Source organism: Cupriavidus sp. U2, assembly GCF_009663685.2.
Taxonomy (GTDB): domain Bacteria; phylum Pseudomonadota; class Gammaproteobacteria; order Burkholderiales; family Burkholderiaceae; genus Cupriavidus; species Cupriavidus necator_C.
This window is the reverse complement of sequence record NZ_RCOG02000027.1, coordinates 557,838-584,142: the sequence shown is the minus strand read 5'-3', so window position 1 is coordinate 584,142 and position 26,305 is coordinate 557,838. Positions and strand designations below refer to the sequence as shown.

The following is a 26,305-nucleotide window of genomic DNA, read 5'->3' as shown; positions in this document are numbered from 1 at the left end:
AGACAGACGGGCTGCAGCTTGTTGATGCTGGCCACGCTGACAGCGGTCCTCGCGATCACGGGGTGTGGCAAGAAGGACGAGTCCCCAAAGACACAGCAGCCGGCGGCACAAGCGCCCGCTCCGGCGCCGGATTCCAGCGCGGCTGCGCCTGTGCCGGCCAGGGAGAATCCGCCCGTGGCGGCCAACGTGCCGGTGCCTGCCGCTTCCGCGCCCGCGTTGGCAGCCACCTCGCCGTCTGGCAAGAAGCCAAACATATTGGTCATTTTCGGGGATGACATCGGTCAAGCCAACATCAGCGCCTACAGCCACGGCGTGGTTGGCTACCGAACGCCCAATATCGACCGCATTGCCGCCGAAGGGATGATGCTCACGGACTACTACGGCGAGAACAGCTGTACAGCGGGGCGCTCTACTTTCATTACTGGTGAAAGTGGCTTGCGCACGGGCTTGCTAAAGGTGGGCATCCCCGGCTCGCCGATCGGCTTGCAGGCGCAGAACGTGACCATCGCCCAGGCGCTGAAGCCGCTTGGCTATGCAACGGGTCAATTCGGCAAGAACCACCTGGGCGACAGGAACGAGTACTTGCCTACCGCACACGGCTTCGACGAGTTCTTTGGCAACCTCTACCACCTGAACGCGGAAGAGGAGCCTGAGCGCCCCTACTACCCGAAGAACGACACGGCCTGGGTCAAGGCAAACGCCCCGCGCGGCGTTCTCCATTCCTTCGCGGACGGCAAGATTGAGGACACCGGCCCCCTGAACCGCAAGCGGATGGAGACGATCGACGACGAAACCACCGCGGCTGCGATCGGCTTTATGGAAAAGCAGGTCAAGGCTGATAAACCGTTTTTCGTGTGGATGAACACGACACGCATGCATGCCTTCACGCATGTCCGCGAGTCCATGCAAGGCCAGAGTGGCATGCCCGGTAATGAATACGCCGATGGCATGCTTGAGCACGATGGAGATGTCGGTAAGCTTCTGAAATCGCTCGACGATCTGAAGGTTGCGGACAATACGATCGTGATCTACACAACCGACAATGGCCCCAATCAGTGGTCGTGGCCGGACGCCGCGACCACGCCGTTCAGAAGCGAGAAGGATACCAACTGGGAGGGTGCGTTCCGCGTTCCGGCAATGATCCGGTGGCCGGGCCGCATCAAGCCCGGCACCGTGTCGACGACCATGATCTCCGGGCTCGACTGGTTCCCGACCTTGCTTGCAGCAGCCGGCGATACCGACATCAAGGACCGCTTGCTAAAGGGTGCGAGCATTGGTGGAAAGACCTTCAAGGTGCATCTGGACGGCTATAACTTCCTGCCATACTTGACCGGACAGACGAACACCGGCCCTCGCCAGGATTTCTTCTACTTCAACGACGATGGCGTATTAGTGGCGATGCGGCACAACGACTGGAAGTTCGTTTTCTGTGAGCAGCGGCATCCGGGCGGCTTCGAAGTGTGGGCCAACCCGTTCACGTGCTTGCGCGTGCCGAAGGCGTTCAACCTGCGCATGGACCCCTACGAGCGGGCGGACATCGTTTCCGACCAATATTACGACTGGACGGCAAAGAACGCGTACATGATCAGTTATGCATCGTCGCGCGTGGGTCCATTCCTCCAAACGTTCAAGGACTATCCCCCAAGCCAGAGGCCAGCCAGCTTCACGATCGACCAGATGACCGAAGCGGTGATGCAGTCCATCAACAAGGCAGGAGCCAGGTAATAGTTGCCGTGGTGTGGTTGGCCGGACACCCTCCGGGCAACCACATCACCTGAATGGCACGATGAGGCAGGTGCTCGTCTGAGGCATCCAGGCGCCATAGCATCCGATGAAGATGCGAAACATGGCTGCGAGCTCGCTCGCGCTCAGGCGCCCAGCGCGTAAGGGCGAGTCATGACCTCGAGCAAATGACCGTCAGGGTCATCGAAATAAAGTCCGCGGCCACCGTTGTGCAGATAGGTTTCGCTGGCACGTTGCTTACCAGGATCGGCCCAATAGGGGAGCCCTCGGTCTCGAATACGTGAGAAGACCTGATCGAACTCGCTCTCGCTGATTAGAAACGCGTAATGCTGCATGGAAATCGCACCTTCGCGTTCGAAGAAGTCAAGCGAAACACCGTTGTCCAGTTGAACTACCAGCATATGCCCGAACTCTACAGGGCTTGGCAGACCCAGAATGTCCACTAGAAACTGAGTCGACTTCTGTTTGTCGCCGCACCAGACGATAGTGTGATTAAGCTGTACGCTCATGGTGCACCCCCGGCCGATATGCTTGTTACGGCCCAGTTTACGCCCTCTCTCGCCCGTTTTGAAACACAACGGCACCGACCGTCCCTGGCTGGCGTACGGCGCACGATGGAGCGGTCGTTTCAACTTACGGGGGAATGTGCAGGGGAAACGGCTGCAAATGGCTGTCCTCCACCAGGTTTTCCCCGAGGTGTCCCAATGCGTCAAACAGTAGTCCCGGAATGTCAAATGCCGGGCTACACCCGCGCTAATACTGGCTAGCTCCCGCTGGAGCATACGCCGCGGCCAGTTATGAAGAGGCCCCGAGCACATATGCTAGCCAGATCGCGTCGGTCCTGTCTGGAGCCGCGGCTCCAGCGGTTTCGTGGAGAAGGCTGGCTAAAAAATACAAGCTGTATCGAGGCAATGGAACTGACGATGAACGCGAATACTATCGAGCAGATCGGCCTGACGGTCGATGAGTTGATTATTGCCCTGCAATCGGTTTCCGGAAAGGGACATGGCAACCTGCCAGCTCATGCCCTGATGGGCGACCATACTGGCCCCATCTGCGGTGTCGATGTGGTGCCCGGTTGGGGAGACGCTGAAACGCCGGTGGCCCTGATGATGGCTCACGACGACAGCGAGGAGGGGAGCAACGTCCAAAGCGCGCCAGGCGCTCTGTGCTCGCAGCACGAGCCCTATCGTTAATTGGCGTGTGCCTTTTGTGACCGTTTCAGGCGTGGCGTTTGCGTTGCAACGTCATAGCCCGCCCTGGAACAGAGGGAGCCATTCCGCTGGACTGCCTCGAGCGGTGCGTTCGTGGCGCGGCACGGGCCAAGGCGGTGCCGCGTGTCTGTGCGGTGACGCACCCCGAAAACCCCCTTTCCGGTCGGGTAGCGGTACGTTGCGGCGTGGCTAGAATCGGCGATTGGGGGAGCTCCGTGGAGGTCATACCCGCCGAGGCGGCAGGTGGAGACGGACGGGTCCGGGTCTCGGCGTGGCGCGGCGAATCGGTGAGCTTTGGTGCCGCGAAAGGAAAATGATCGACGGAATACCTCCCCCACCGAGCCTTCTTGCACCTTCAGCATTCCAGGAATGCATTTGCTCGAATGGCGAGGCGCCTAGCGCCCCCATGGTATTCCGCGTAGGACAGAGGCCGACATCAGATGTTGACGCATTGGAGGACTATAGTAGACCAATCAACGAGTCTCTATGTCTGCCCCCACCCACAACCCCGCGTCAAATATTCCCCCAGATCAACAGGATCTGTTCCTTACGTTCGTGGATACGGTGGCCGACTATGCAATCGTTCTTCTCGATATAAATGGTGTCATTACAAGCTGGAATCGGGGGGCGCAACGCATGTTGGGATACGACGGATCTGAGGCTATTGGCTTGCACTTCTCGCGGCTATACACAGAAGACGCGATCGCGCGAGGTTGGCCGCAGAAGGCACTCCTTCTGACCCAACGTCATCGCAAACTCGAAGATGGCGGCTGGCTGATGCGTAAGGACGGTAGCCGCTTTTGGTGCAGCAACAGTATCACGGCCGTCCACAACAGTGACGATGTGCTGATGGGCATGGGAATGGTGATTCGGGACGTCACGCAACAGATGGAGTCCTCCGAGCGCCTGCGGGAAAGCGAGTCGACTTTCCGACTTCTCGTGCAGAACGTGTACGACTATGCGATCTTTATGCTCGACACGGAAGGCCGCGTCGCAAGTTGGAACGTTGGAGCCAACCGCATAAAGGGCTACGCGAGCCGCGAAATTGTCGGCCAGCACTTCTCAGTTTTCTATTCGCCAGAGGATCGAACCTCCGGCAAGCCGGAACGCCTTCTCTCCATCGCCAGGGATCAGGGCCGTGTGCAAGATGAAGGGTGGCGGGTGCGAAAGGACGGCACCCAGTTTTGGGCGAGCGTCACGCTGACGGCCGTCTATGACGAGCATCATCAGTTAGTGGGCTTCGCGAAGATAACCCGCGACATGAGCGAGCGCAGACACCTGGAGGAAGTCGAAGCGTCTGCGCGGAGAATGAATGAGTTCCTGGCTACGTTAGCTCATGAGCTCAGGAACCCTCTCGCCCCGATGTTTAACGCAACCGCGATCATTGAAAAACATCCGGACGATGGCGGCCTTGTCAGAGCAAATCTCAGCGTTGTCCTCCGTCAACTGCGTCACCTCAGCCGGCTGGTCGACGACCTCCTGGATGTCGGGCGGATGGCTGTAGGGAAGCTGGAGTTGCGAAGCACAGTCCTCCCGATTCAAACGGTGATTGAGACAGGGTTGGAGGCTTGCTTGCCGCTCTTGGCCGCAAAGCAACAGCGAATTGAGTTGCAACTGTGCGACGAGAACTTCCATGTGTTCGGCGACCTTACGCGTCTTAGTCAGGTCCTGCAAAACGTCCTGAACAACGCGTCGAAATTCTCTGCTGAAGGAACGACGATAGTCGTGGAGTGCAAAGCCTGGGACAAGATTGGCACCATTTCCATTGCCGATCAGGGCCGCGGCATTCCGCGCGATATGCTCTCGGACATCTTCAATCTATTTGTTCAAGTCGACGAACCCGGTTATAGCGCAACCGGTGGCCTGGGGATCGGCCTGTCTCTGTGCAAATCGATCATCGAAAAACATGCTGGATCAATTAGCGCCACCAGCACTGGACCCGGACAAGGAAGCACGTTCACCATACAGTTGCCTATTGCGACGCAAACGTCTGCACCAGAAGAACCCCATATGACAGAGCCTTCCGTATCCGGCATGAAAATACTGATTGTCGACGATAACCACGATGCTGCAGACAGCCTTGGCATGTTTCTACAAATGGAAGGGCACGCCATAGAAGTTGCCTACGATGGGGTGTCTGCCATCCACAAGGTTTCCACCTTTGTTCCCGATGTCGCGCTGATCGATCTGGCAATGCCCGATATGGACGGATACGAGTTGATCGAAGAACTCCGCGAGTTTGCAAAGTTGAACCACACGCGCTTCTACGCATTAACCGGATTCAGTGAGACAGCCGTACGGGACCGTGTCGCTGAGGCGGGATTCAATGGTCACATTGTGAAACCAATCAATCCGGCTGCGCTAAAGAAGACGATCTTTCCCGTCGGTTCTGGTAATCCGTAGCCCCATTCCTTTGTCCATCAGGTTCGCGTCGAACCCGAGACTTCCCATACGCTTCGGCAAGTTGGGGGGACGTACTGCCTCATACAAGGGCCTGCGGTGGCGATCCCCACGGCGACCAACGCCGGAAGCGGGCAGGGACCTGTGACGCAACCAGCCGAGGCGTCCGGTTACTTCATCTTATCCAACGTACCCGGTGCTTCTTCTCTATCGCTCAAGGGCCAGCACGCTGGTTGCTATGTCGGCCGCCGTTGCGGCCAGGATTTGCCGATAAGCATTCACCACGCCATCCACTTGCCCGGGCGCAGGCACCTCGGCTTCGGTACGGCCACTCAGGGTCTTGCCGTCTGGCAGACGCTTCACGGTCCAGGCGATGGTTGCTGCGGCCCGCTCTCCCAAGTCGGCGTCGAGGATGACTACCTCGGCCGTCACGCGCACGGCTGGCTGGGTGGCCGGCAGGCCGTGCTGGTAGATATCGACCGCATCAAGACTAGACTGCAAACGCTGCGACAGTGCATCGCGAAGCTCGTCCGGCAATGGCGACATCCAGCGAGATGTGTCGAGCAACTTCACACCACCGTCAGCGCCGTCGCTCACCACCAACTGAGCGCGATTCAGGCGCTCGGGGACACGCACTGGCCTGACCTCGATCCATCGCGGCTCGGCTGTACGGCCTGCGCTTCCCGGTGCGGCCCTTGCTGTGTCGGATGAACGTGCTGCCAATGTGAAATAGCGCGGCTCGGGCGACGCGCAGCCGATGATCATGACTGTAGCCGCGACGACCAGCGGAATCAGTATGCTGGAACGTGTCATGGTTTCTCTTCCCTCTTTCCCTGCAAGAGCGCTTCCGGATGCCGCTCGAGATAGTCTGTGAGCGTGCGCAGCGAAGCGGCGGCCCGCGTGAGTTCCTGCATCATCCGGCGTGTGTCCTGCTGCAGTGACGCGTCGGGCGCCAGCGCGCCATTGGCCGTGTCTAGCGTGCGGCGCGCATCCTGCAGCGCCGCAACCACCTGCGGGGCCACGTCGCCATTGACCTGCGCCACGAGCTTGTCTGCGTTGACGAGCATCTTGTTCATCGACACCATCGCCGTGCGCGCGTCCTGTCCGATCTGATCGAACGGGACTTTGCCGATCTTGGTCACGATGTCACCAAGCTTCGCTTGCAGTTCGTCGAACGTTCCTGGCGTGGTGGGGAGTTGCGGCGGCGACGCGTTCAGGTCCAGCTCGTCCGGCAGAGGCGCCTTCGGAAAGAAGTCGAGGGCCACGTATAGCTGTCCGGTCAGCAGGTTTCCGGTGCGCAACTGCGCACGCATGCCGCGCTGTACCAGGCTATGCACGATGGCGAGCTTGCGCGTATCGTCGGCCACATCCTTCTCGCGCAGACCCATGCGGGAAGGATAGAGCTCCACGACCACGGGCATCCGGAAGGCCTTCTTGTCGCGCTGGTATTCGATGCCAATCGAACGCACCTGTCCGACAGTCACGCCTCGGAAATCGATGGGCGCTCCCGGCGACAGGCCACGCACCGACTGGTCGAAATTGAGGACTGCCAGCGCGGGAGCAAGCTCCTCTGGCTCCTTCATGGCTTCGGACTGGTCAGCAGCCAGCAGGAATTCGGTGTTCTCCGCGGCGGCCGAGTGTGCAGTGGAGTGCTCCGGCGCCTGGAAGGCCACGCCGCCGAGCATCACGGTGACAAGGGACTGCGTGGACAGCTTCAACCCGTTCGCGTCGAGCTTGAGGTCAACGCCGCTGGCGTGCCAGAAGCGCGTATCGGCGGAGACAAGCCGGTCGTAGGGCTTGTCGACAAATACTCGCAATGTGATGTCGTGACCGTTCGGGTCAAGCTGGTAGGACACGACATGGCCGACCGGGACGCGACGGTAGTAGACAGGAGACCCAACGTCGAGCGAGCCGAGGTCTTGTGCGTGCAACACGAACTGCTTGCCCGAGGCATCGGTGGTGATCACGGGCGGCACTTCGAGTCCCGTGAAGCTGTGCATGGTGTCGGCAGATTTGCCTGCATCGACCCCGATATATGCACCCGATAGCAGTGTCTCCAGCCCCGACACGCCGCTGAGGGCAAATCGCGGCCGTACCACCCAGAAACGCGAATCGGCCACGGCGAAGCTCCTTGCATCCTTTGTCAGGGCAATCGTCGCGATCACGTGAGAGCGGTCCGCCGCCAGCCGGGCCGTTTTGACCAGGCCGATATCGACGTCCTTGTATCGAACGGGGGTTTTGCCGGGCGTCAGGCCTTCTGCGGTGCGGAAAGTGACCGTGATCTCCGGCCCGCGCGATGCAAGTGTGCTGATGAGCAGCGAAAGGCCGACCACCGCGGCCACGATGGGTATCAGCCAGACCAGCGAAGGCAGCCAGCGCGCGGGCGGCTTGCGGACGGGCTCCGGTATGGCTGATGGCGCGGCGGGATCAAAGTGTTCCGTCATGATTGACTACCGAGAAATCGAGTGGGCGGGGCGGCGCATACAGGCTGTCCCACAGCAGCCGGGGATCGAAGCATAGTGATGCGAGCATGGTGAGCACGACGACCGAGGCAAACGCCAGGGCTCCGGCACCTGGTGTGATGGTGGCCAGCGACCCGGCCCGCACCAGCGAGGCGAGCAATGCGACGACGAAGACATCGAGCATGGACCATCGGCCAATGACTTCGACCACCGTGTAGAGACGGGTCTGCTCACGAAGGCGCCAGGTCGAGCGGCGGCGCACCGTCAGCAACAGCAGCGTCAGGATCATCATCTTTAGCAGCGGCACGACAACGCTGGCGATCAGCACGACCAAAGAGAGCATGTGTGATCCCGAAAGCCACAGGTAGATCACGCCCGAGAGGATCGTGTCGTGCTGGGTGCCAAAGATCGACTGCGTCACCATGATCGGTAGCAGATTGGCCGGGATATAGAGCAGGTAGGCGGAGAGCAGGAAGGCCCAGGCGCGCGCCATGCTGGCTGGCTTGCAACGATGCAGCGTGGCGCCGCAGCGCGGGCAGGGCGCACCTTCCAGCGTCAGCGGGCTGACGAGGTCGCAGGCATGACAAGCCAGCAGGCCCTGCCCGGTCGCCGTGGGGTAACACAAGCGGTCTGCGCTCATGACGCGGTATCCGGGGGGACGGCCCGCACGCCATTCGTGCTTCGCGCATCGAGCTGGTGCCAGAGGTCGCGCGGAGGGAACGACAGGATGGCGGCAAGCACTACCACCAGCGCGCCGAACGACCAGAGCGAAACGCCCGGCATTACCTGTGCGACGGTCGATAGTTTCACCAGCGTGACCAGCACGCCGATCATGAACACCTCGATCATGCCCCATGGGCGAGTCAGCAGAATGGCGCGTGCGATGTGGTGGAACGCACGAGGCATGCGACGCCGGGCCATCGGCAGGAGCACAAAGCCCATCATGAGCAGCTCGCCCAGCGGCACCAGGAGCGTCGTGACGAACACGAGCACGGCCACCAGCGTCATATCGTCGGCGTAGAGGGCCTGTATCGCGCCCCATAGCGTGGTCTCCATGCGCGTGCCCTTGAGGTCCATGGCGACGATCGGGTACATGTTTGAGATGAGAAGCAGAATCACCGCGGTCACGACGAGCGGCAACAGGCGGCGGTAGGCCCCCGTGCTGTTGCGGTACAGCTCCGCACCGCAGCGCAGGCAAACGGCCCGTTCAGCGTCGCACAGTGCCGTGCGGACATGAAGTGCGTCGCAATGCTCGCAAGCGATCAGCCGATCCCGATCCTGACGCGGAGGCAGCGGAAACGAATGAGGGTGACGCACGGCAGGAGCCCCGGAACAGGTGATGAAGTCCGGCATTCTGCTACAGAATGACTAAAATGTCATGATGACGTTCATTATTTTACAAATCATGGTGGCGAGCGGTTGGCGTGCAGGAAGCCCGTCTTGCGCTGTGCCATAATCGCCCGTCACATAAGCTTCTCTTGTTGAAGATGCCCGCCGATCCCGAATTCCAAGACCACCGTCCACGTGTTGCCGCTGAACGGCGTGCGCGCATGCGCAGGCGGCTCATCGAAAGCGCGATGATCGTCTTCGCGCAGCGGGGCATGGGCTCCAGCGTGATCCCGGAGGTGATCGCGGCGGCCGGGGTCTCGCAGGGTTCCTTCTATAACTACTTCCGCACCAATGATGATCTGCTTGCGGCCGTCAGTGATGCACTCAGTCACGACATGGTGCAAATGATCGAGGGCGTCTTGGCGGACGTCGACGATCCGGCGCTGCGTTTCGCCACCGCCGGCCGGCTGTATCTGCACCTGGTGCGAGCCTATCCCGTTGTCGCCCGCTTCCTTGCCGCTACGGGTTTCAGTCTCGTCGGAAAGAAGAGCGCGATATACGAACATCTGCCAGCCGATATCAAGGAGGGCGTGAAGCGCGGCACGTTCGACGAGGACGCCGCCGACGTTGGGGTGGACATGGCGACGGGCGCGGCGCTCATCGCCGTCCAGCGTATTGCGAATGGCAGAACGGCCAAGGACTACCCGGAACGGATCGTTCGTGCGGTGTTGAGATCGCTCGGTGTAACGGCGGCCGGCGCCGCGAAGTTGATCGCGGCGCCCCTGCCCAAGCTCGTGGCGCCGCCGGAATCGCTCCTCAAGACGGCGCAGCAGAAGCTCGCCGCCCTCGCCGAATCCTCCAGCTAGCCATGCCGCGCCTGTGACGCGTCGAGGATCGCGGCTTCGAGCATGTCCTCGAAGAGCACGATGTTGGCGTTGAGCGGCGAACTGGATATGGCGTCGGCCGTAGTACTCTCCACGCCCAGGGCACGCAAAGCCACGGCAGCAGCCAGTTCGGAAAAATCATCCTTGCACCCGCTCTCCAGCATGCGGTGCATCGCGCTCATTGCGGCGCCGGTAACGATATTGAACGCCAGCGTGATCGGCATGGGCGTGAAACGATTGCGGCGCACGCCATCCTCCAAGTCCCGGCGCACGAATTCCAGCATGCTTGGCGCCTGGTAACCCGACCATCCAAAGCGTCCCAGGATGCTTGCCACACCCGGCTGGTGTACTGCCAGCATCGATGCCAGCCGTATGCCGCGGGAGATGTGTTCGGCAGGATCGTCATGGCTCCTGACGATGGGGTCTGCCTCTCGTACCCACTGCTCGGCCACCCTCCCTATCAGTTCACGCATGATCGCTTCGGACGACGGAAAGTACTTGTAGAACGTTCCACGCGACACCTGCGCCGAGCAGATGATGTCGTCGATCGAAGGCGAAGGGTCGCGGTTCTCCACCAGCAAGCGCAACGTACTGCTCAATAGCAGCGCGCGCATGCGCTGCCTCCGTTTGGCCGCAACACGCTGACGATGATCGGTCGCCTCCCACATCTCGCCCGCTGCGGCAAATCCCTGCTCTATCGCACTCATGAATCGGTTCTCTCCTTTCAGGGGAATCGGATACGCATGGCCATGCGCCGTCTTCGCCGCATAGGCTTGTGCCCCGCGAGGTTGCTCTGGCCACACATACAAAATAAATTAAACGTCAATCTGACGACAGCGTCATTATGATGTATATTTCGGGCTCTTGGGAAGGGCGGATGCCCAGGCCTGCTGACACCGACGCCCCGAACGAGTCCGTTGTATCGGCTCGGTGGCGCAAAACGCTGATGACTCGCAGGCGAGTGACGGACCTACTGGAGCGTAGAAATTGAACAGGAAGCATCGAGCAGCAATGCTCACCATCATCGCGGCGGCGAGCCTGCTGGCGGCGTGCACAGAGAAACCTGCGTCCGAACAGTCGGACGTGCGGCCGGTGCGGACCGTCGTCGTAGGGCGTAGCAGCGGCACCATCGGCGCCAACTATTCGGGAGAAATCCGTGCGCGTTACGAAAGCCAGTTGGGCTTCCGGACGGCGGGCAAGATCGTTGCCCGGATGGTGGAAGTGGGCAGCCATGTCAAGCGCGGGAAGCCGTTGCTGCAGCTCGATCCCACCCAGGAAGCCTTGCAGGTTGCCGCGGCCGGCGCGGATGCGGACGCTGCGAGAAGCCGGGTAGCCCAGGCCCGGGTGGACGTAAAGCGCACCGAACAACTGCTGGCACAGAACTTTGCTTCGCAGGCCGAACTGGACCAGCAGCGCCTGGCGTTGAGCCAGGCCGAAGCCCAGCTTCGCTCGGCGCAGGCGCGCCAGCAATTGAACGCCAACATGCGCGGGTTCACGACACTCGTGGCCGACCGCGATGGGGTGGTCAGCGCCATCAACGCCGAAGCCGGCCAGGTCGTGTCGGCCGGCCAGTCGATCGTCACCGTTGCGGCCGACGGCGAACGCGAAGTGTCGATCAGCATTCCCGAGTCGCGCGTCGACGAACTACGCAAGGCCCAGAAGCTCGCGATCACGGTGTGGGCGCATCCGGAAAAGTCCTGGAGCGGCAAGCTGCGCGAGCTCGCGCCGGACGCTGACAGCGTCACGCGCACGTACTCCGCGCGCATTTCGATCCTGGACGCAGACGCCGATCCCAGCCTCCTGCGTCTGGGCATGACCGCATCCGTCATGGTTCCCGATGTGGACGGCAGTGGCGCGATTCGCGTGCCGCTGACGGCCATCGTCGACCACGAGCGTAGCCGGCAGGTGTGGGTGGTGGACCCCAAGACGTCCCGCGTGGTCGCGCGCGAAGTGAAGCTCGGTGCGGCTCAGAACGACAGCGTCATTGTGGCGGCGGGCCTCGCGGGCGGCGAGACGGTAGTGACCGCCGGCGTGCACATGCTGCAGCCCGGCCAGCAGGTGAAGGTGACGGAGGCGACGACCGTCGCCCAGGCGGGAGGTTCGAAGTGAAAGGTGTCAATCTGTCCGAATGGGCGCTTAAACACCCGCAGATGATCGCGTTCCTGCTGTTGCTGTTGTCCGTGGCCGGCGTGCTGGCATACGGCAGCCTTGGCCAGAAGGAAGACCCAGAATTTACGATCAAGACCATGGTGGTGCAGGCCTACTGGCCGGGAAGCTCCGCGCAGCAGATGGCCGACCAGGTGGCCGACAAGCTCGAGCGCAAGTTGCAGGAGGTCGCGGAGATCGACTATACGTCCACCTACGTCAAGCCGGGTGAGGCGCAGATCAAGGTCAACCTGCGCGAAGACGTTCCCCGATCCGCCGTGCCGGATGTGTGGTATCAGGTTCGCAAGAAGCTTGGTGACATCCGCCATACCCTGCCGCAGGGCACGCAAGGGCCGTTCTTCAATGACGAGTTCGGAGACACGTTCGGCAACCTGTATGCCATCACTGGCGACGGATTCAGCTATGACGACCTGAGGCGGATCGCCGATGCGGCGCGCAACGAGTTCCTTCGTGTTGACGACGTCAACAAGGTCGATCTCGTGGGCAAGCAGGAGCAGAAGATCTATGTGGAAATCTCCACCGCCAAGCTTGCGTCTCTGGGGATCGATCCGGCCCTGATCGCCCAGACGCTCGCGCAGACCAATGTCGTGTCGTCGGGCGGTACGGTGGAAACCGGTGCCGAACGGGTGCGGCTGGACGTGAGCGGCGAGTTCGATTCCGTAGAGGGCATTCGCGCCATCGGTATCCGTGCCGGGCAGCGTACCTTCCGGCTGGGTGATATCGCCGATGTCCGTCGTGGTTTTGTCGAGCCGGCCACTTCGCGGATGCGCTTCAACGGCAACGAGGCTATCGGCCTTGCTGTGAGCATGCGCAAGGGCGGTGACGTGATCCGACTTGGGGCGAAGCTCGATGAAACGGTCAAGCGCATCGAGGCCACCCTGCCTGTCGGCGTGCAGATTCATGCAGTCAGCGATCAGCCACGCATCGTCGAGCATTCCGTTTTCGAATTCAAGAAGAGCCTCGCAGAGGCAGTGGTCATCGTGCTCGTCGTGAGTTTCCTCTCGCTGGGTCTGCGGACCGGGCTGGTGGTAGCGCTGAGCATACCGCTCGTGCTGGCCATGACGTTCCTGGCGATGTATGTGATGGGGATCGACCTGCAGCGCATCTCGCTCGGTGCACTGATCATCGCGCTCGGCCTGCTGGTGGACGACGCCATCATTGCCGTCGAAATGATGGCGCTGAAGCTTGAGCAGGGCTGGGACAAGTTTCGCGCGGCCACCTACGCCTACACGGCGACTGCGTTCCCGATGCTCACCGGCACGCTGATCACGGCGGCGGGCTTCCTTCCGGTCGGCTTTGCAAAGTCCGGCACCGGCGAGTATGTGTATTCGCTGTTTCAGGTGGTCGGAATCTCGCTGCTGTTGTCCTGGCTGGTGGCCGTGCTGTTTACGCCTTACATCGGTTTCAAGCTGTTGAAGGAGCATGCGCATGCTTCGCATGACGAGGAGGCGGTCTACCAGCGCGGCTTCTATGTCAAATTCCGCCGCTTCATGGATTTCTGCTTGCGGCAACGCGTCTGGGTGCTCGGCATCACGCTTGCGGCGTTCGTCGGCGCGCTCATGCTCTTCAAGGCAGTGCCGCAGCAGTTCTTTCCGGCGTCGGACCGTGCCGAGCTGATCGTGGACATGTGGATGCCGGAGGCTTCGACGTTCGAAGCGAGCCAGCGCGAGGTGCAGAAGCTCGAAGCGATGCTCAAGGGCGATCCGGACATTGCCGCGGTGACGAGCTTCGTGGGCAATGGCGCGCCGCGCTTCTACCTGCCGCTCGATGCCCAGACCCCGAACCTGAACCTTGGCGAAATGATGGTGATGACCAAGGGCGGCGAGGCGCGTGAGCGCGCGAAGGAAAAGCTCGAGAAGTTGTTCGCGGAAAAGTTCCCCAACGTACGTGGGCGGGTCAACCGCCTGGAGAATGGTCCGCCCGTTGGTTATCCGGTGCAATTCCGGGTCTATGGCCAGGACAACGACAAGGTCCGGGCTATCGGCGACAAGGTGGCAGCGATCATGCGCGAGGAGCCGCATGTGCGTCAGGTGAACCAGGACTGGAGCGAGCGCATCAAGCGCGTCCAGGTCGACGTCGATCAGGACAAGGCGCGTGCACTTGGCATTACGTCCGCCCAGATCAAGCAGGCGCTCGAGGCGTCTATCTCCGGGACGCCGATCACACAGTTCCGGGAAGAAGACCAGGGTATCGACATTGTGTCGCGCCTCGTTGCGGCGGAGCGTACGGACCTGAACAACCTGAAGGACGCCAGGATCTATGTACGCGACGGGAAGTTCGTGCCGGTATCGCAGGTGGCCCGTCTCACCCTTGCCAGTGAAGATGGGGAACTGTGGCGACGCAATCGCGTGCCGACGATGACTGTCCGTGCTGATATCGCGGGCGCGCAGGCACCCGACGTCACCGGCGCGCTGCTGCCCCGGATCGAAGCGCTCGAAAAGGACCTCCCGCTCGGCTATGGCATCGACATCGGCGGTGCATCGGAATCGAGCGCGAAAGCCCAGCGTTCGGTGTTTGCGGTGATGCCGTTGACCATCATCGCCGTGCTGGTGCTGCTGATGATCCAACTGCAGGACATGAAGAAGATGGCAATTGTCCTGATGACCGCGCCGCTCGGCCTGATCGGTGTGAGCGTGGTGCTGGCCACCTTCCGGATTCCGTTCGGCTTCGTTGCGATGCTCGGTGTCATCGCGCTGGCCGGCATGATCATCCGCAACTCGGTGATCCTCGTCGTGCAGATCGACGAGGACGTGCGTGCAGGCGTGCCGTTGTGGACGGCCATTGTCGAGTCGGCGGTGCGGCGGTTGCGTCCGATCGTGCTGACGGCACTGGCGGCCATCCTGGCGATGGTGCCGCTCACCCATTCGGTGTTCTGGGGCCCCATGGCGTGGGCAATCATGGGCGGCCTCGCCGTGGCCACGGTGCTGACGCTCGTGTTCCTGCCTGCCCTGTACGCGACGTGGTACCGGGCAAAGCGCCCCGCGACCGTCTGATCGCGAATCTGACGTTGAGAGTGATTGTGATGAAGCGATTGAATATGGCCCTGCGGGCCGGGCAGGTGGCGCTGGGCTGCATGCTGTTCCTGAGCGCCGGGGAGTCGGGCGCGATCGACCTCGTGGGCGCCTACGAGCAGGCATTGGCGCATGATCCGTCTACCCTTGCCGCGAACGATGCGCTCACGGCGGGGCAAGAGAAGGCCGTGCAGGGCCGCGCGCTGCTGCTGCCCAGCCTGAGGCTGCAAGGCGGCGTGGGCCGTACTGTCGTCCATTCTTCGGCCACCGACGATGGTGCGTCCCTGATCCCTTCCAATACGTCGGGCACTGTGCGGCAGGCCGGCGTGGTGTTGGTGCAGCCGATCTACGACCGGGGTGCGGTGGCGACGAAGAAGCAATTGCGGGAACAGACGAACCTGGCGCAAACACAGTTCAGCCAGTCGCGCCAGGATCTTGCCCTGCGGGTAGCAGAAGCGTACTTCGGCGTCGTCCTGGGCGAGGAGACGCTGCGCGTGGTACAGGCCGAGAAGGCGGCCCTGCGGCAGCAGCGCGATCGCGCCAAGGCGCGCTTCGACATCGGGCAGGACAAGATCACCGATCTACAAGAAGCCCAGGCGCGCCTGGACGGTGTGGAGAGCCGCGAAGTGACGGCGCAATCCGCACTGGAGCAGCGTCGCACGCGCTTCCAGGAGATCGTTGGCACGTCGCCCGATCAACTGAGCGGGCTTGCCGCCCGGTTTGCGCCCAGGCCGCCGGAGCCGGACAATCTAGCGGCGTGGCAGGCCAAGGGCGAAGAACAGAGCTTCCTGGTCAAGACCCGGCAGTCGGAACTTGACATTGCCGGCGCGGAGATCGACAAGTACCGGCTTGCCAGCCGCCCGACCGTCTCGCTCGTGGCGGGCTACAACACGCAAGGGCAGACCGGTAATCTGGCGCCTTGGGTTGCTGCCAATACGCGTTCCGCGACCGTGGGGTTGCAGGTAAACATTCCGCTGTACGCGGGTGGGAGCCTGGACTCGCGCGAGCGGGAGTCCGTTGCAAAGAGGAGCCAGGCGGAACAGGAGCTTGCCGCGGCCCGGCGCGATGTGCGCCTGAACGTGCAGGACGGGTTCCTGTCCGTGAAGACTGGCGTGTCACGTATCGCCGCCCTCGAGCAGTCGTTGACGTCGGCGCGTAGTGCGCTGGCGGCGACGATCCTTGGCCGGGACGTCGGCACCCGCACCGAACCCGACGTGCTCGACGCGCAGCAGCGCGTGTTCGCCGCGGAGTTGGACGTGGTGCAGGCTCGGCTGGACTACCTGCTGGGTCGCCTCCGCCTTGCCGCCGCGACGGGAGAATTGAGCGAGGATACCCTGCGTTCGCTCAACGGCTGGCTCGCTTCGTGACAGGGGCCTCCACGCCCCGTCTATGCCCGGGGCGTTTGCCGATCCCAACTCATTGCCCATCCATACAACGCCATGCATCCAAGGACGATCATCGTCGGCCCGAACACGAACGACAGTAGCGGCATCATTAGCAGCGACCCGGTTTTCATCACATAGACATGCAGTGCCAGCTGCATCGGCACAGCCACGATGACAAACACCAGCGTAAGCAGCGTCAGGAGTATCTTCTTCGGCCAGGAAAAGTCGAAGATGTAATAGACGAGCGCATGCCCCCATGGCAGCAGGAACAGGAAGCTGGCAGAGGTCTTCAGCATGTTGTTTGCATACTCGCTGACCGTGTAGGGGAAATCCGTCGGTGCCACGGCGAAGAACAGCAGCGCCGTGCATTGAATGAAGACGGCAAACAGAAGGAAGTAGCGCAGCGGCAGGAACCGGTCATGCATGCGAAGCGCGAATATGCACACGATGAGCGTGGCCAGCAAGTTTGCGGACCACATGGGCACGTCGGGCGGTGTCGCCGTGACATTCAGATAGGGCAAGTCGAAGTCGAACCAGGCCACCCGTGTCAAGCGTTCGATCACGACGCCGTCCATGCCAAGCTTGTCGATCCAGAACGCGAGCACTGCGGTCCATGTCATGCTGATCTTGCCGCGCAGCAGCCACTCGGCAGAATTGAACAGCACCGGCAACAGGAAAATGCCGATCATCGTCGAAGCCGACAGACTTAGCCGGTCCAGTGACCGATGCCTGGCCAGGCTCAGGATCGTCAGGCCAAGTGCGTCGCTTGCATCGCGGGTAGCGGGAGTGTGTCCAGCAGGATGGGCCATGGTCTAGAACTCCGCGAAAACACCTATCTCTGCTTGTTTGCGTTTGTAGGACGGATTCTCGTAATAGACCGCCCGCAAGTTGATGCCGTAGCGTTTGGTGATCCATTTGCGCCAGTTCAGGGAAACTTCATGGCTCGTGAAATCACTGAGCAGTTGCTGCGCGCCGGTGATCTGGTAGGCCTCGGTCCCGCCGTCGTATCGCAAAGTGATGTACTGGTCTTTGTCGCGGCCATAGGTGACAGCGATCGATCCCCGGTTGGAGCGGACGTTGCCGGGATCGCTTCGGTTCAGCCGCCCCCCGAGCTGGATGATCCACGGGGCGTCGAAGTAGTAGGTCAGCCCCAGAAGCAAGGTCTTGTCGTTATAGACCTCCTTGGCGCGGTAGTAGGTAAAGCCTGCACTGGCCACCAGGTTCTTCTTTTCCAGCAGCTTGCGGAACAGGATGCCATCGACACGGACCTCGGGCAGGAAAAAGCCGCCCGAACTCGTGCCGGCACTCAAGAAGCCGTACCAGTTGTCATCGAAAATTCGCGTATAGCCCAGTCCGAAGAACGTGCCAGCGTCGCCGAAATGGTTCTGGTGACTGATTTCGCCGGTCACATAGTCCTTCGGGGTCAGGTGGACGCCGCCGCGCACGTACTGGTCGTTCCAGCTCGAATTGTTGTTGGTCAGGTTGGCATGGCCTAGTCCGCCTTCTATGAACCCCGTGAGTAACGGCACGAACGTTCGGGGCGGGCTGGCTTCCGCCTGGGCGCGCGATTCCGTGGTGGCGACCAGCATCGCCATGCCGAGCAGGCATGACAGGACAAGCGTGCCGTAGAACCGGATTCGGGTATGCGAGAGCTTTGCCATGCGTATCCTTTCGATCTTGCCTCAACGACAGCGCAACCCGGCTGGAGGCGGTGCCAGCGCCTGTTCGGGGGTCAAGCGCGCCACGAACGCCAGGTACAACGCCTCTTCCAGCACATTCCAGTGTTTTCCATGACGGAACTGGATGGAACGGATGCGCCAGCACGAAATCGCTTCCTTGTCCTCCATCTTGTCGGCGACCAGTGCCACCAGCCCCCAGGGGAAATCCGCTTCGGACATCTGCAGCCAGGTCATCCGGTGCTCTTTCATCCAGAGGCGGTACGTCAAGGCATCCGGTCGATTAGGCGGACGAATATCAGAAAGAATAGGAAAGATCTGTGCGACAGCGTCCGGATAAAACTCATACTGTTCGCGTGGCTGGGTGCTCACCAGATAACCCTGCCCAGGCCGCCAGAACACACGCAGGATGTCCTTGTCGAGTTGCTCGGCCTTGCGCATCCACTCCGTGGCGCCCGCAGTGTCACCCAGGCGCCGCCGATAGGCGCTGGCCGCCTTGAAGGCGCTGGAGATCTCCGCGTTGTCCATCAGCAAGGCGACATGCAGGCTGGACGAAATGTAGTACACCCCGGACTGCGCATCCCGCAGGGTGTCGATATGTGCGCTAGCCTTGTCGAAGCTGGCCTGCCACGCTGGCGGCATGCCGTCGGATGGCGCTTGACGGACCAGTAGTTCCATCCAGACTGCCATCAGGGCATCGTCCGCATCGGCTGGCTGGCATGCGACAAAGCGCTCGGCCTTCAGGCAGTAGCGGTCGAAGCGGCCGTCAGCGTGCTGGCGCGGCAACTGCCAGGCGATCCAGCGTTTGGCGGCGGCCGACATCGTCCCCCCCGCGTCCTGTGCGGCGAGCAGCGCCTTGGCCGCGAAATAGGGATCGATCGAGTCGCCGCCAAAGTAGGTAGTAATAGCGCCGTCGGGACGCTGGTACCCCTGGAGCGAGAGTTCGCCCGCATCCGCTGGCGCATGCGCAAGCGTGGCGATCAACAACATGAAAGCCATCAATGTCTTCATGATTTTGCAGTCGGTTCACGCGTCGCCAGCCGAGGCTTCTGGCACGACGCGGCCTTCCTCCAACGCAGATGCCGCGCCATAGACCACCGTGCCCGCGTGCATGTGCAATAACGGCGCGACGACCGTCGTGCGCCGGCCGGCGGCGCCAATCACACAGCGCCTGCCCACATCGATTTCCTGCTCTGAGACCAACGGCCCGGCGATGACACACTCGCGCTCCAACAAGATCGCGCCGGCGGCGATTAGCGCGCCATGGATGCGCACGCCTGGTCCAAGCCAGATGCCACCGGTCGACTTGACGCTGCCCATGATGCAGGAGCCGGCGCCGATCCAAAGCTCGCCGTGTACGATCAGGTCACCACGATGCACAGTGTTTGCAGAAAGCGTCAGGGCATGGGGTACCAGCCAGCGACCATCCGGATGCTCCGAGGCATCGGCATCAGGAATGGCCTCGAGGGAGGGCGCCGCCCCAGCATTGGCATTGTCAGTCCGATCGTCGATATCGGGCGGCGTCCCGGCACGCCGCTGCCCGAAGCTGACCACCGCCGCGCTCACTGACGTGAACTCACATGCTTCTTCGAGGCGGATGGCATAGTGCGCCGACACAGGTCCGCGCAGCCGGCAGTTCGGCTCGACGTGGATGTTGCGCGCGTGGGCCCAGCGCTGGAGTTCGCTGCCATCGCGTATCACGAGCTCGCCCTCGGAAAGCAGAACCTGAAGATGGTTCTCCCGGCCCGTATATACGCCGCGTCGCCCATAGATATCGCGCGAGAACGTGAAACCGTCAGGCAGCGTCAGCGTTCCGCCAGTCACGACAGTGCGCGTGCAGACGCCCAGATTCGTCTCCGCCCGTGTCGGAACGAAACTACCGGTGACATGAACGACCGGCCGTAGCGCCATGGCCGTGCGCGTGAGCCTGTGCAGCCGGTCACCCGCTTCATGCCGCGCCACCAGTGCGCGAAAATCCGCCGCCACTTTCGTCACATCGAGGGTGTGTTCGCCGTCAATCATTAGCGGCCGGACGTCGCGCGCCCGCCGCCATTCCAGCGCCGCCGGGACGAGCGGCAGGGCGAACACGAACATGGTGAGCGTACCGAGCAGCAATGGCCACATATTCAGTTCCTCGGGCGATAACGGGACGTCTTGTCCCACCGCAGTTCCCGACGTAACAGCTGATCGAAGACGATTTGACCCAGAATCGCTTGCGACACGGCGAGCATGCTGACGAGGAAGCCGAAGTAGTTCAGAGGCAACAGCCGGATGCGTTCGCGCGTGCCGTCCAGGTGCACCGCGGCGGCGATCTCGAAAAACGCTGCAAAATTGCCCAAGGTGCCATAGGACATCAGCGCGAACAGGATCAACGCTTCGCCGAATAGTGGCAAGCCGCCAGCATAGAACAACAGGATCGCCAGCAACCAGCCAAACAGCATGATCGGCGCCATCATATAGATGCCGAGCAGCGCGACGCCATCGATTCTCTCGAACAGGCCGTGATGCCGGCAAGCCGCCATCCTGACGCCGTGGCGGTACAGCGCTTGATTGTGGCCCTTGGTCCAGCGCCGGATTTGCCGCACGCGGACCGGCCAGGTCTCCGGCACCTCCTCATAACACTCCGACCAGTTCTGGTAGACCGTCTTCCAGTTGGCCAGCAGCAGGCGATAGGTGATGTCGGTGTCTTCCGCCAGTACATCGTCATGCCAGCCACCGACAGCGCGCAATGCCCGCATCCTCACGCCGCCCACGGTGCCGCCGTACTGGGGGACCAACTGCAGGTTCATGCGGGCTTGCTGGTCAACCTGATAGCCACCCGAGCGTTCCAGATCGAGCAGGCGCGTCAGCAGGTTCACGCCCACATTCAACGGCACCACGCGGCCCATGGTGGCACCCACCTCTGGATCGAAGAAAGGGGCCACCAGCTGCTTTAGCAGCCCGACCGGCGGTAGATAGTCGGCATCGAAGACCACGACGATATCGCTCGTCACCGCCTCGCTGGCATCCTTGAGCGCGGCAGCCTTGCCCGGCTTTCCGGCGGCGCGGTGAAACGGTGTGATGCGCCCGGGGTGCTTCGCCGCCAGATCATCGATGATCTCGCGCGTGCCATCGGTGGACCGATCGTTGACCGGCATGATGACGAGCCTGTCAGCGGGATAGTCCGCATGCAGCAGGCAGGCCAGCGAACCGGCTATCACGGCCTCTTCATTGTGCGCGGCGACCATGACGGTCAACGTAGGCCACTGCGCAATATCGATGTCGAGGTACGGGTGTCGCTGAAAGCCGAAGAGCCGGTTCAGGGTGAAGAGGTAGTGTCTTACGGCATAGAACAGCACCAGGCCAATGACCGCCATCAGCAGCACCGTCAGCGGCGGCACAATCGCCTGCGCGCGCGGCCTTTCAGCTGTTGCGGGGGCCTCGCGCGCGGGGCTTGCCGGCAGCGGGCTTGCCCACGTGCGTTTGGTCAAGCCGTTCATGTCATCGTTGTCGAGCGTGTCCGGCAGCACCACTGCGAGATTCAGCGCGGCGTCTGCTGACGCGGCCCGAGCGGCAGGTTGCGCAGGTGAATCGCTGACGCCGTGGACGCCGCCCTCGGCAGTCCCAGGGGGGATGGATAACGTTGTGATGTAGCTGTTGGGGGCGGCTGCGAACGCCCCGGGGATGGGAACAGTGATGACCAGCATCACGCCAATCGACAAAAAGAGGCGATATCCAGGGTGCATGCTCGAAGGCCCATGTAGTGCTGTTCTTCTGCAGCGCCGCGTCCCCGCTTCCATTGCGAGCGCGCGAGGACGGGCGCTTGTCCTTTACCGCTTGCTGCTGACAAAGGCCAGCGTGGTGCCTCCTAGTGCCGTCACGATCCAGTTGGTGCCATCCCAGGTCACGAGCCCGAGTCCCTGTGTCACAACCGGCTGGTTGTAAGCCGACTTTGGCAGCACCCATGCCATGTCGGTCAGGTCGCTGGGGTGGGTAGCCTGAAAGGTCCAGGAATTCCCGCCGTCAGTCGCCTGCCAGCTGACTTGCTGGCGCCGTTGGCCGAACTTCGCCAGCGTATCCATCGTGAACCAGTTGAACTGCCCGCTCGTCTTGACGGTCGCCGCCTTGTTGAAAAGGCTGTTGAGCACCGACTGGTAGTCGACCGCTCCCAGCGGATGCATGTAGATCAACCGGCTGGTGCGGTTCTTCGCCACAAAATCGATAAGCTGCTTGTACCAGGCCGTAATGCTGGCCGCCGGAACGTTGAACTCCTCGAACTCCTCGAAGGTCGCGTACTGCCCGAACGGCATGACAGGGAACGCGCGGATCGTTTCGTTGGTCAGGGCGCCGTTGCGGTAGCTCCGGGTCGGCGCCATACCGGTGTGCCCCAGGAAGTAATAGGCGCTGTTGCCGTTGGCTTCGAGCCAGTTGACCGACCATTGTGGCGTGTTGCCCTCCGGCGCCGCATACTCGATTGCCGGGCGACCCGTTACGCCCTCCACGCTTTGCTTGTTCAGCACAAGGTACTGCTCAAAGGTCGATTGATTCGTCTCGCTGGCGTTCGCGCCCCAAAAATCGTGAATCCATCCGCCGTGGCTACCGATGTTGTGGCCCTGGCTCAGCAGGTATGCCACCAGTTGTTGAGCGGTGGTGTTCTGCGACAGGTTGATGCCCTTGCCGTCTCCCACATTGATCTGGTCTGGCCCGGCCGTGATGGACATCGAGAAGGTTCCCTTCTGGAAGATGCCCCAGCCCTTGAGCTTGTTTGCCGGCGCAATCTGGTCACCGGCACAGAAGTGCCAGTTCAGTACCAATCCGCCAAGCGCCTTGGGTTGCGCGGACAGTCGCGGCATCTTCATCATGTTGGTGCCGAAGTAGCGCAGCATTCCGTGCATCAGCATGCCGTCGGTTTGGCCCTTCAAGTAAGACAGCGGCATGTTGACGAACAACACGCGCCCGTTTCCGAAATTGCGCAGCCCCGCGACGAGCCCGAAATTGGGCGACGTCAGCAGAGCGGACCCACTGTAGGTGCCTTGGGTCACGAAGCTCGGGTAAATCAGGAAGCCATAGACGTAGCCAGAGATACCTTCCACGGGATTGGTGGCGGTGGCGTCCCATACCATCGACTTGCCGGGTGCCACTTGCAGGGTCCTGAGGGTAGTACCCAGGCCCGTGACCGGTCCCACGCCGATCATATTGCCGAGCAACTGGTCATAGAGCACGTAGTCGACGCCCGCCAGGTTGCTCAGACGGCTTTTCTGCGGTGCATAGAATCCTGTGGTCGTCAGCGCGCCGAAGTCGTAGACGAGCATCAACTGTCCACCCTGATTTGCGTACGTCTCGAGCGACGAGATCAGCGCATCGCTCGCGTTCGCGTGTACCTGGTCCGGCAGGATGACGCCGGAGAACTGCGCCGGCGTCGTGCCTTGCTGGAACTGGCTGTCATTGATGACCGTGATCTTCAGACCTTCTTCCTGGGCGGCGTCGAGCCACGAGGAGACGCGCGCGTCCGGTAGCGCAAAGCCATCTGGCACCAGCAGCGCAATTTGATTGGTGGCCGCATGCGTGATTGCCGGCACGATCACGCCGAGGGCAAGCAGCGCCATGACTGCCTGCAGCACCAGGCGGCCGCATCTCAGCATGAATGAGTGAGAGTTGTTAAGCACGATCTTCTCCCAGCGCGATGTCAATGTGCCTCGCCTTGGCGGAGACGCGAAAAGCGCCAGCCCGCCGCCAGGCATGCTCCAGAGTGGTCGGTGCCGGATCGCACCTTAATCCGGCTCCGCTTCGGGAGCCGGCGCGAGTGTGTAGGTGCCTGCCTTCACCTTTGGCCCGGCCTTGAGCTTTTTGGGCTTTTTCGCCTTGATCTTGTCCTTCTTGTCCTTGTTCGTGCCAACGGCATCGGCTTCATAGGCAAAGTCGATCTGAACGCTATGGTCATACCCCTTCAATCCGCCGGGGTCCGCCGGACTTGCCGGCAGATATAGCGGTGGCTGTGCCGCCACCGCAGCAGCCTCTTCAGTCAGTGCGGCGTGGGCGGGCATCGAGACCAGGGAACTGGCAAATAGGACTGCTGTCCCCCACGCAACAAACCGGGTCATGCGTGAGCGCTTCATGGAATGGCTCCTTCTGGCGCGGGCCGTTGGCCCCTGGACGACTCATTCGCCAATGTGGTCGATGTCGCCGATGTGATCGATGTCATGGATGTCGCCGCGTACATGGCTGGCCCGCGGCCATTCAAGCCGCCAAGAACTGCGTGGGCCGGGGTGTTGCCACAGTTCCGGTCGGGGCCCTGGAGCGGCGCCTGTAACGCAACGACGATGCGCTCGCTGGCGCGGCCATCACCGAATGGGTTATGGGCGCGTGCCATGCGCGCATATTCCTCGGTATCGTTAAGCAATTGCTCCGTAACGGTGATCAGGCGCTCCGGATCCGTGCCCACCAGCCGCGCTGTGCCGGCGGCTACGGCTTCAGGGCGCTCCGTGGAATCACGCGTCACGAGCACCGGCTTGCCCAGCGCGGGTGCCTCTTCCTGAATGCCGCCCGAGTCAGTGATGATCAGATGCGCGGAAGACATCAGGAAGACAAACGGCAGGTATTCCTGGGGCTCGATCAGGTGGATGTTCGGGTGCCCGCTAAGGATTGCCTTGACAGGCGCCTGCACGCGCGGGTTGAGATGCACCGGATAAACGATCTGGATATCGGGATTGCGATCTGCGAGCGTGCGCAGTGCGACGAACAGGCGCTCGAACGGCGTACCGAAGTTCTCGCGCCGATGGCCGGTGACCAGAATCAGCCGCCGCGATTTATCCAGGAAGCTATATTGCGCGGCCAGCCGGTTGCGCATACCGTCATCGCTATCGAGGCGTTTCTTGATTTGCAACAGGGCGTCAATGCCCGTGTTGCCGGTGAGGCTGATCCGATCGCGATCGACGCCTTCGCGCAGCAGCGTTTCCTGCGCCTGCAGCGTGGGTGCGAACAGCCAACAGGCCATCACATCGGTCACGCGCCGGTTCATTTCTTCTGGCCACGGCGCGCTGAGATTGCCGGTGCGCAGGCCCGCTTCAACGTGTCCCACCGCGACATTGCGGTAGAACGCCGCCAGGGTGGCGGCAAGCGTGGTGGTGGTGTCACCATGCACGAGCATCGCGTCAGGTACAAAGCGATCCAATACCGCATGCACGCCTGTCAGCACACGCGTCGTGATGTCGGACAGCGTCTGGCCCTGGCTAATGATGTTCAGGTCGAAGTCCGGAACGATCTCGAAAAGTCGCAATACCTGGTCGAGCATCTGGCGATGTTGGCCTGTGACGCACACGCGCAAGTCGATGTTCGCCGCCTCCCGCAGCCGATGAATTAATGGCGCCATCTTGATGGCTTCCGGCCTCGTACCGAAAACGGCGAGCACTTTCTGAGCCATGCCGGTCTCTCCTGAGTGCAAAGCGGGCGTTCCCATTGGGGAGGCGGGACGCCCCTACGACGACTTGCTTTTAGGACCGTCTACGACCGCTTTCCACGCTGCATGTCGCTTTTCTTCTCGCACGGTTCGTCTTTTGGCGGCGGTAGCGATTTGGAATTAAAGACAGAGCGATGGTTATGCCAGCCACCGATCATCGCAGAGATTATTTGGGATTCCAGCAAACAACCCCGCCACACGGCGTAAGCCGCCCCCTCGAATGGTTGCAACCTTGAAACACCGGCGAATGGGGTCGGCGCGCGATTCTCGAAAAGTGACAAAAGCCACGCGGCCAGTGTGCACTTTGCCTCGTTAATGTGCGCGGTAAGGCATCTAAATGTGACCGGACCGTGACAATCAAATCGATATGTCGGTTCGGGGCCCTTTAAATGCGGAAATGTACCGAAGACGCTGGCCCCTTCACCCCAAAATGTCGGGCCACTAGCACCCGTTGCACAATCTACGTTAGGCGCCAGAAAATTAGTTGCCGCCTGTATTCAACAGATTGATACTGCAATCTCACTTGTGTATCTGACCAGACAGTTATTTTTTCAGTCAGCCATTATTTTGGATGAGGCTCTCCACCATCTGGCTGAGACG

At 61.6% G+C, this 26,305-nt stretch carries 21 protein-coding genes; 7 read left to right on the top strand and 14 right to left on the bottom strand.

Going from position 1 to position 26,305, the window contains the following annotated elements:
• The first annotated feature begins 24 nt into the window (after window positions 1-24).
• Window positions 25-1,725, top strand: coding sequence for an arylsulfatase (locus D9X30_RS22265; RefSeq protein ID WP_153945732.1), 1,701 nt, complete (start codon window positions 25-27; stop codon window positions 1,723-1,725).
• A gap of 143 nt (window positions 1,726-1,868) precedes the next feature.
• Here D9X30_RS22265 and D9X30_RS22260 read toward each other — a convergent pair whose 3' ends face one another.
• The gene (locus tag D9X30_RS22260; RefSeq protein ID WP_153945733.1) at window positions 1,869-2,252 is read right to left on the bottom strand and encodes a VOC family protein; all 384 of its coding nucleotides are present in this window, start codon (window positions 2,250-2,252) and stop codon (window positions 1,869-1,871) included.
• Window positions 2,253-2,654: 402 nt separating this feature from the next.
• Here D9X30_RS22260 and D9X30_RS22255 point away from each other — a divergent pair, with 402 nt between their 5' ends.
• Both D9X30_RS22255 and D9X30_RS22250 read left to right on the top strand, forming a co-directional pair.
• Window positions 2,655-2,939, top strand: a complete 285-nt coding sequence (locus D9X30_RS22255; protein WP_153945734.1) for a hypothetical protein — start codon at window positions 2,655-2,657, stop codon at window positions 2,937-2,939.
• Window positions 2,940-3,443: 504 nt separating this feature from the next.
• The gene (locus tag D9X30_RS22250; RefSeq protein WP_153945735.1) at window positions 3,444-5,360 is read left to right on the top strand and encodes a hybrid sensor histidine kinase/response regulator; all 1,917 of its coding nucleotides are present in this window, start codon (window positions 3,444-3,446) and stop codon (window positions 5,358-5,360) included.
• Window positions 5,361-5,564: 204 nt separating this feature from the next.
• On the opposite strand, the gene D9X30_RS22245 is transcribed toward D9X30_RS22250, so the two are convergent.
• Genes D9X30_RS22245 through D9X30_RS22230 form a run of 4 tightly spaced genes read right to left on the bottom strand, consistent with a single transcriptional unit; the run spans window position 5,565 to window position 9,172 of the window.
• Complete coding sequence (locus D9X30_RS22245; RefSeq protein WP_153945736.1) at window positions 5,565-6,170, bottom strand: PqiC family protein; 606 nt, start codon at window positions 6,168-6,170, stop codon at window positions 5,565-5,567.
• Window positions 6,167-7,801 (bottom strand): PqiB family protein, encoded by a 1,635-nt coding sequence (locus D9X30_RS22240; RefSeq protein ID WP_153945737.1) that lies wholly within the window; start codon window positions 7,799-7,801, stop codon window positions 6,167-6,169. Before D9X30_RS22240 ends, D9X30_RS22245 begins: the two co-directional genes overlap by 4 nt.
• Window positions 7,785-8,459: a paraquat-inducible protein A gene (locus D9X30_RS22235; RefSeq protein ID WP_153945738.1), complete on the bottom strand. Its 675-nt coding sequence runs from the start codon at window positions 8,457-8,459 to the stop codon at window positions 7,785-7,787. The genes D9X30_RS22240 and D9X30_RS22235 overlap by 17 nt, the downstream gene beginning before the upstream one ends.
• On the bottom strand, window positions 8,456-9,172 hold the full coding sequence (locus tag D9X30_RS22230) for a paraquat-inducible protein A (RefSeq protein WP_153945739.1): 717 nt from the start codon (window positions 9,170-9,172) through the stop codon (window positions 8,456-8,458). The genes D9X30_RS22235 and D9X30_RS22230 overlap by 4 nt, the downstream gene beginning before the upstream one ends.
• A 71-nt stretch (window positions 9,173-9,243) precedes the next feature.
• Here D9X30_RS22230 and D9X30_RS22225 point away from each other — a divergent pair, with 71 nt between their 5' ends.
• Window positions 9,244-10,014: a TetR/AcrR family transcriptional regulator gene (locus D9X30_RS22225; protein ID WP_249641048.1), complete on the top strand. Its 771-nt coding sequence runs from the start codon at window positions 9,244-9,246 to the stop codon at window positions 10,012-10,014.
• Here D9X30_RS22225 and D9X30_RS22220 read toward each other — a convergent pair.
• Window positions 10,011-10,739 carry a TetR/AcrR family transcriptional regulator gene (locus tag D9X30_RS22220; protein ID WP_153945740.1) on the bottom strand — a complete coding sequence of 243 codons (729 nt, stop codon included), beginning with the start codon at window positions 10,737-10,739 and terminating at the stop codon, window positions 10,011-10,013. The two genes, D9X30_RS22225 and D9X30_RS22220, sit on opposite strands and share 4 nt — an antisense overlap.
• A gap of 304 nt (window positions 10,740-11,043) precedes the next feature.
• Here D9X30_RS22220 and D9X30_RS22215 point away from each other — a divergent pair, with 304 nt between their 5' ends.
• Genes D9X30_RS22215 through D9X30_RS22205 form a run of 3 tightly spaced genes read left to right on the top strand, consistent with a single transcriptional unit; the run spans window position 11,044 to window position 16,576 of the window.
• Window positions 11,044-12,141, top strand: coding sequence for an efflux RND transporter periplasmic adaptor subunit (locus tag D9X30_RS22215; RefSeq protein WP_228770738.1), 1,098 nt, complete (start codon window positions 11,044-11,046; stop codon window positions 12,139-12,141).
• Window positions 12,138-15,191, top strand: coding sequence for an efflux RND transporter permease subunit (locus tag D9X30_RS22210; protein ID WP_283780868.1), 3,054 nt, complete (start codon window positions 12,138-12,140; stop codon window positions 15,189-15,191). Before D9X30_RS22215 ends, D9X30_RS22210 begins: the two co-directional genes overlap by 4 nt.
• A gap of 29 nt (window positions 15,192-15,220) precedes the next feature.
• Window positions 15,221-16,576: a TolC family outer membrane protein gene (locus D9X30_RS22205; protein WP_228770739.1), complete on the top strand. Its 1,356-nt coding sequence runs from the start codon at window positions 15,221-15,223 to the stop codon at window positions 16,574-16,576.
• Between the two features lie 20 nt (window positions 16,577-16,596).
• Here D9X30_RS22205 and D9X30_RS22200 read toward each other — a convergent pair whose 3' ends face one another.
• From D9X30_RS22200 to wecB, 8 genes are all read right to left on the bottom strand, one after another.
• Complete coding sequence (locus D9X30_RS22200; protein ID WP_153945743.1) at window positions 16,597-17,403, bottom strand: hypothetical protein; 807 nt, start codon at window positions 17,401-17,403, stop codon at window positions 16,597-16,599.
• 3 nt (window positions 17,404-17,406) lie between these two features.
• A complete protein-coding gene (locus D9X30_RS22195) occupies window positions 17,407-18,255 on the bottom strand; it encodes a YaiO family outer membrane beta-barrel protein (RefSeq protein ID WP_153945744.1) in 849 nt (282 codons plus the stop codon).
• Window positions 18,256-18,276: 21 nt separating this feature from the next.
• Window positions 18,277-19,281 carry a hypothetical protein gene (locus tag D9X30_RS22190; RefSeq protein ID WP_228770740.1) on the bottom strand — a complete coding sequence of 335 codons (1,005 nt, stop codon included), beginning with the start codon at window positions 19,279-19,281 and terminating at the stop codon, window positions 18,277-18,279.
• Window positions 19,282-19,296: 15 nt separating this feature from the next.
• Window positions 19,297-20,394 (bottom strand): bactofilin family protein, encoded by a 1,098-nt coding sequence (locus D9X30_RS22185; protein WP_153945745.1) that lies wholly within the window; start codon window positions 20,392-20,394, stop codon window positions 19,297-19,299.
• Between the two features lie 2 nt (window positions 20,395-20,396).
• Window positions 20,397-21,626 carry a glycosyltransferase family 2 protein gene (locus D9X30_RS22180; protein WP_502799669.1) on the bottom strand — a complete coding sequence of 410 codons (1,230 nt, stop codon included), beginning with the start codon at window positions 21,624-21,626 and terminating at the stop codon, window positions 20,397-20,399.
• A gap of 453 nt (window positions 21,627-22,079) precedes the next feature.
• The gene (locus tag D9X30_RS22175) at window positions 22,080-23,855 is read right to left on the bottom strand and encodes a polysaccharide deacetylase family protein (protein ID WP_194946440.1); all 1,776 of its coding nucleotides are present in this window, start codon (window positions 23,853-23,855) and stop codon (window positions 22,080-22,082) included.
• Between the two features lie 165 nt (window positions 23,856-24,020).
• The gene (locus D9X30_RS22170; protein ID WP_153945747.1) at window positions 24,021-24,365 is read right to left on the bottom strand and encodes a hypothetical protein; all 345 of its coding nucleotides are present in this window, start codon (window positions 24,363-24,365) and stop codon (window positions 24,021-24,023) included.
• A complete protein-coding gene (gene wecB, locus D9X30_RS22165; RefSeq protein ID WP_228770741.1) occupies window positions 24,362-25,669 on the bottom strand; it encodes a non-hydrolyzing UDP-N-acetylglucosamine 2-epimerase in 1,308 nt (435 codons plus the stop codon). The genes D9X30_RS22170 and wecB overlap by 4 nt, the downstream gene beginning before the upstream one ends.
• Window positions 25,670-26,305 lie beyond the last annotated feature (636 nt).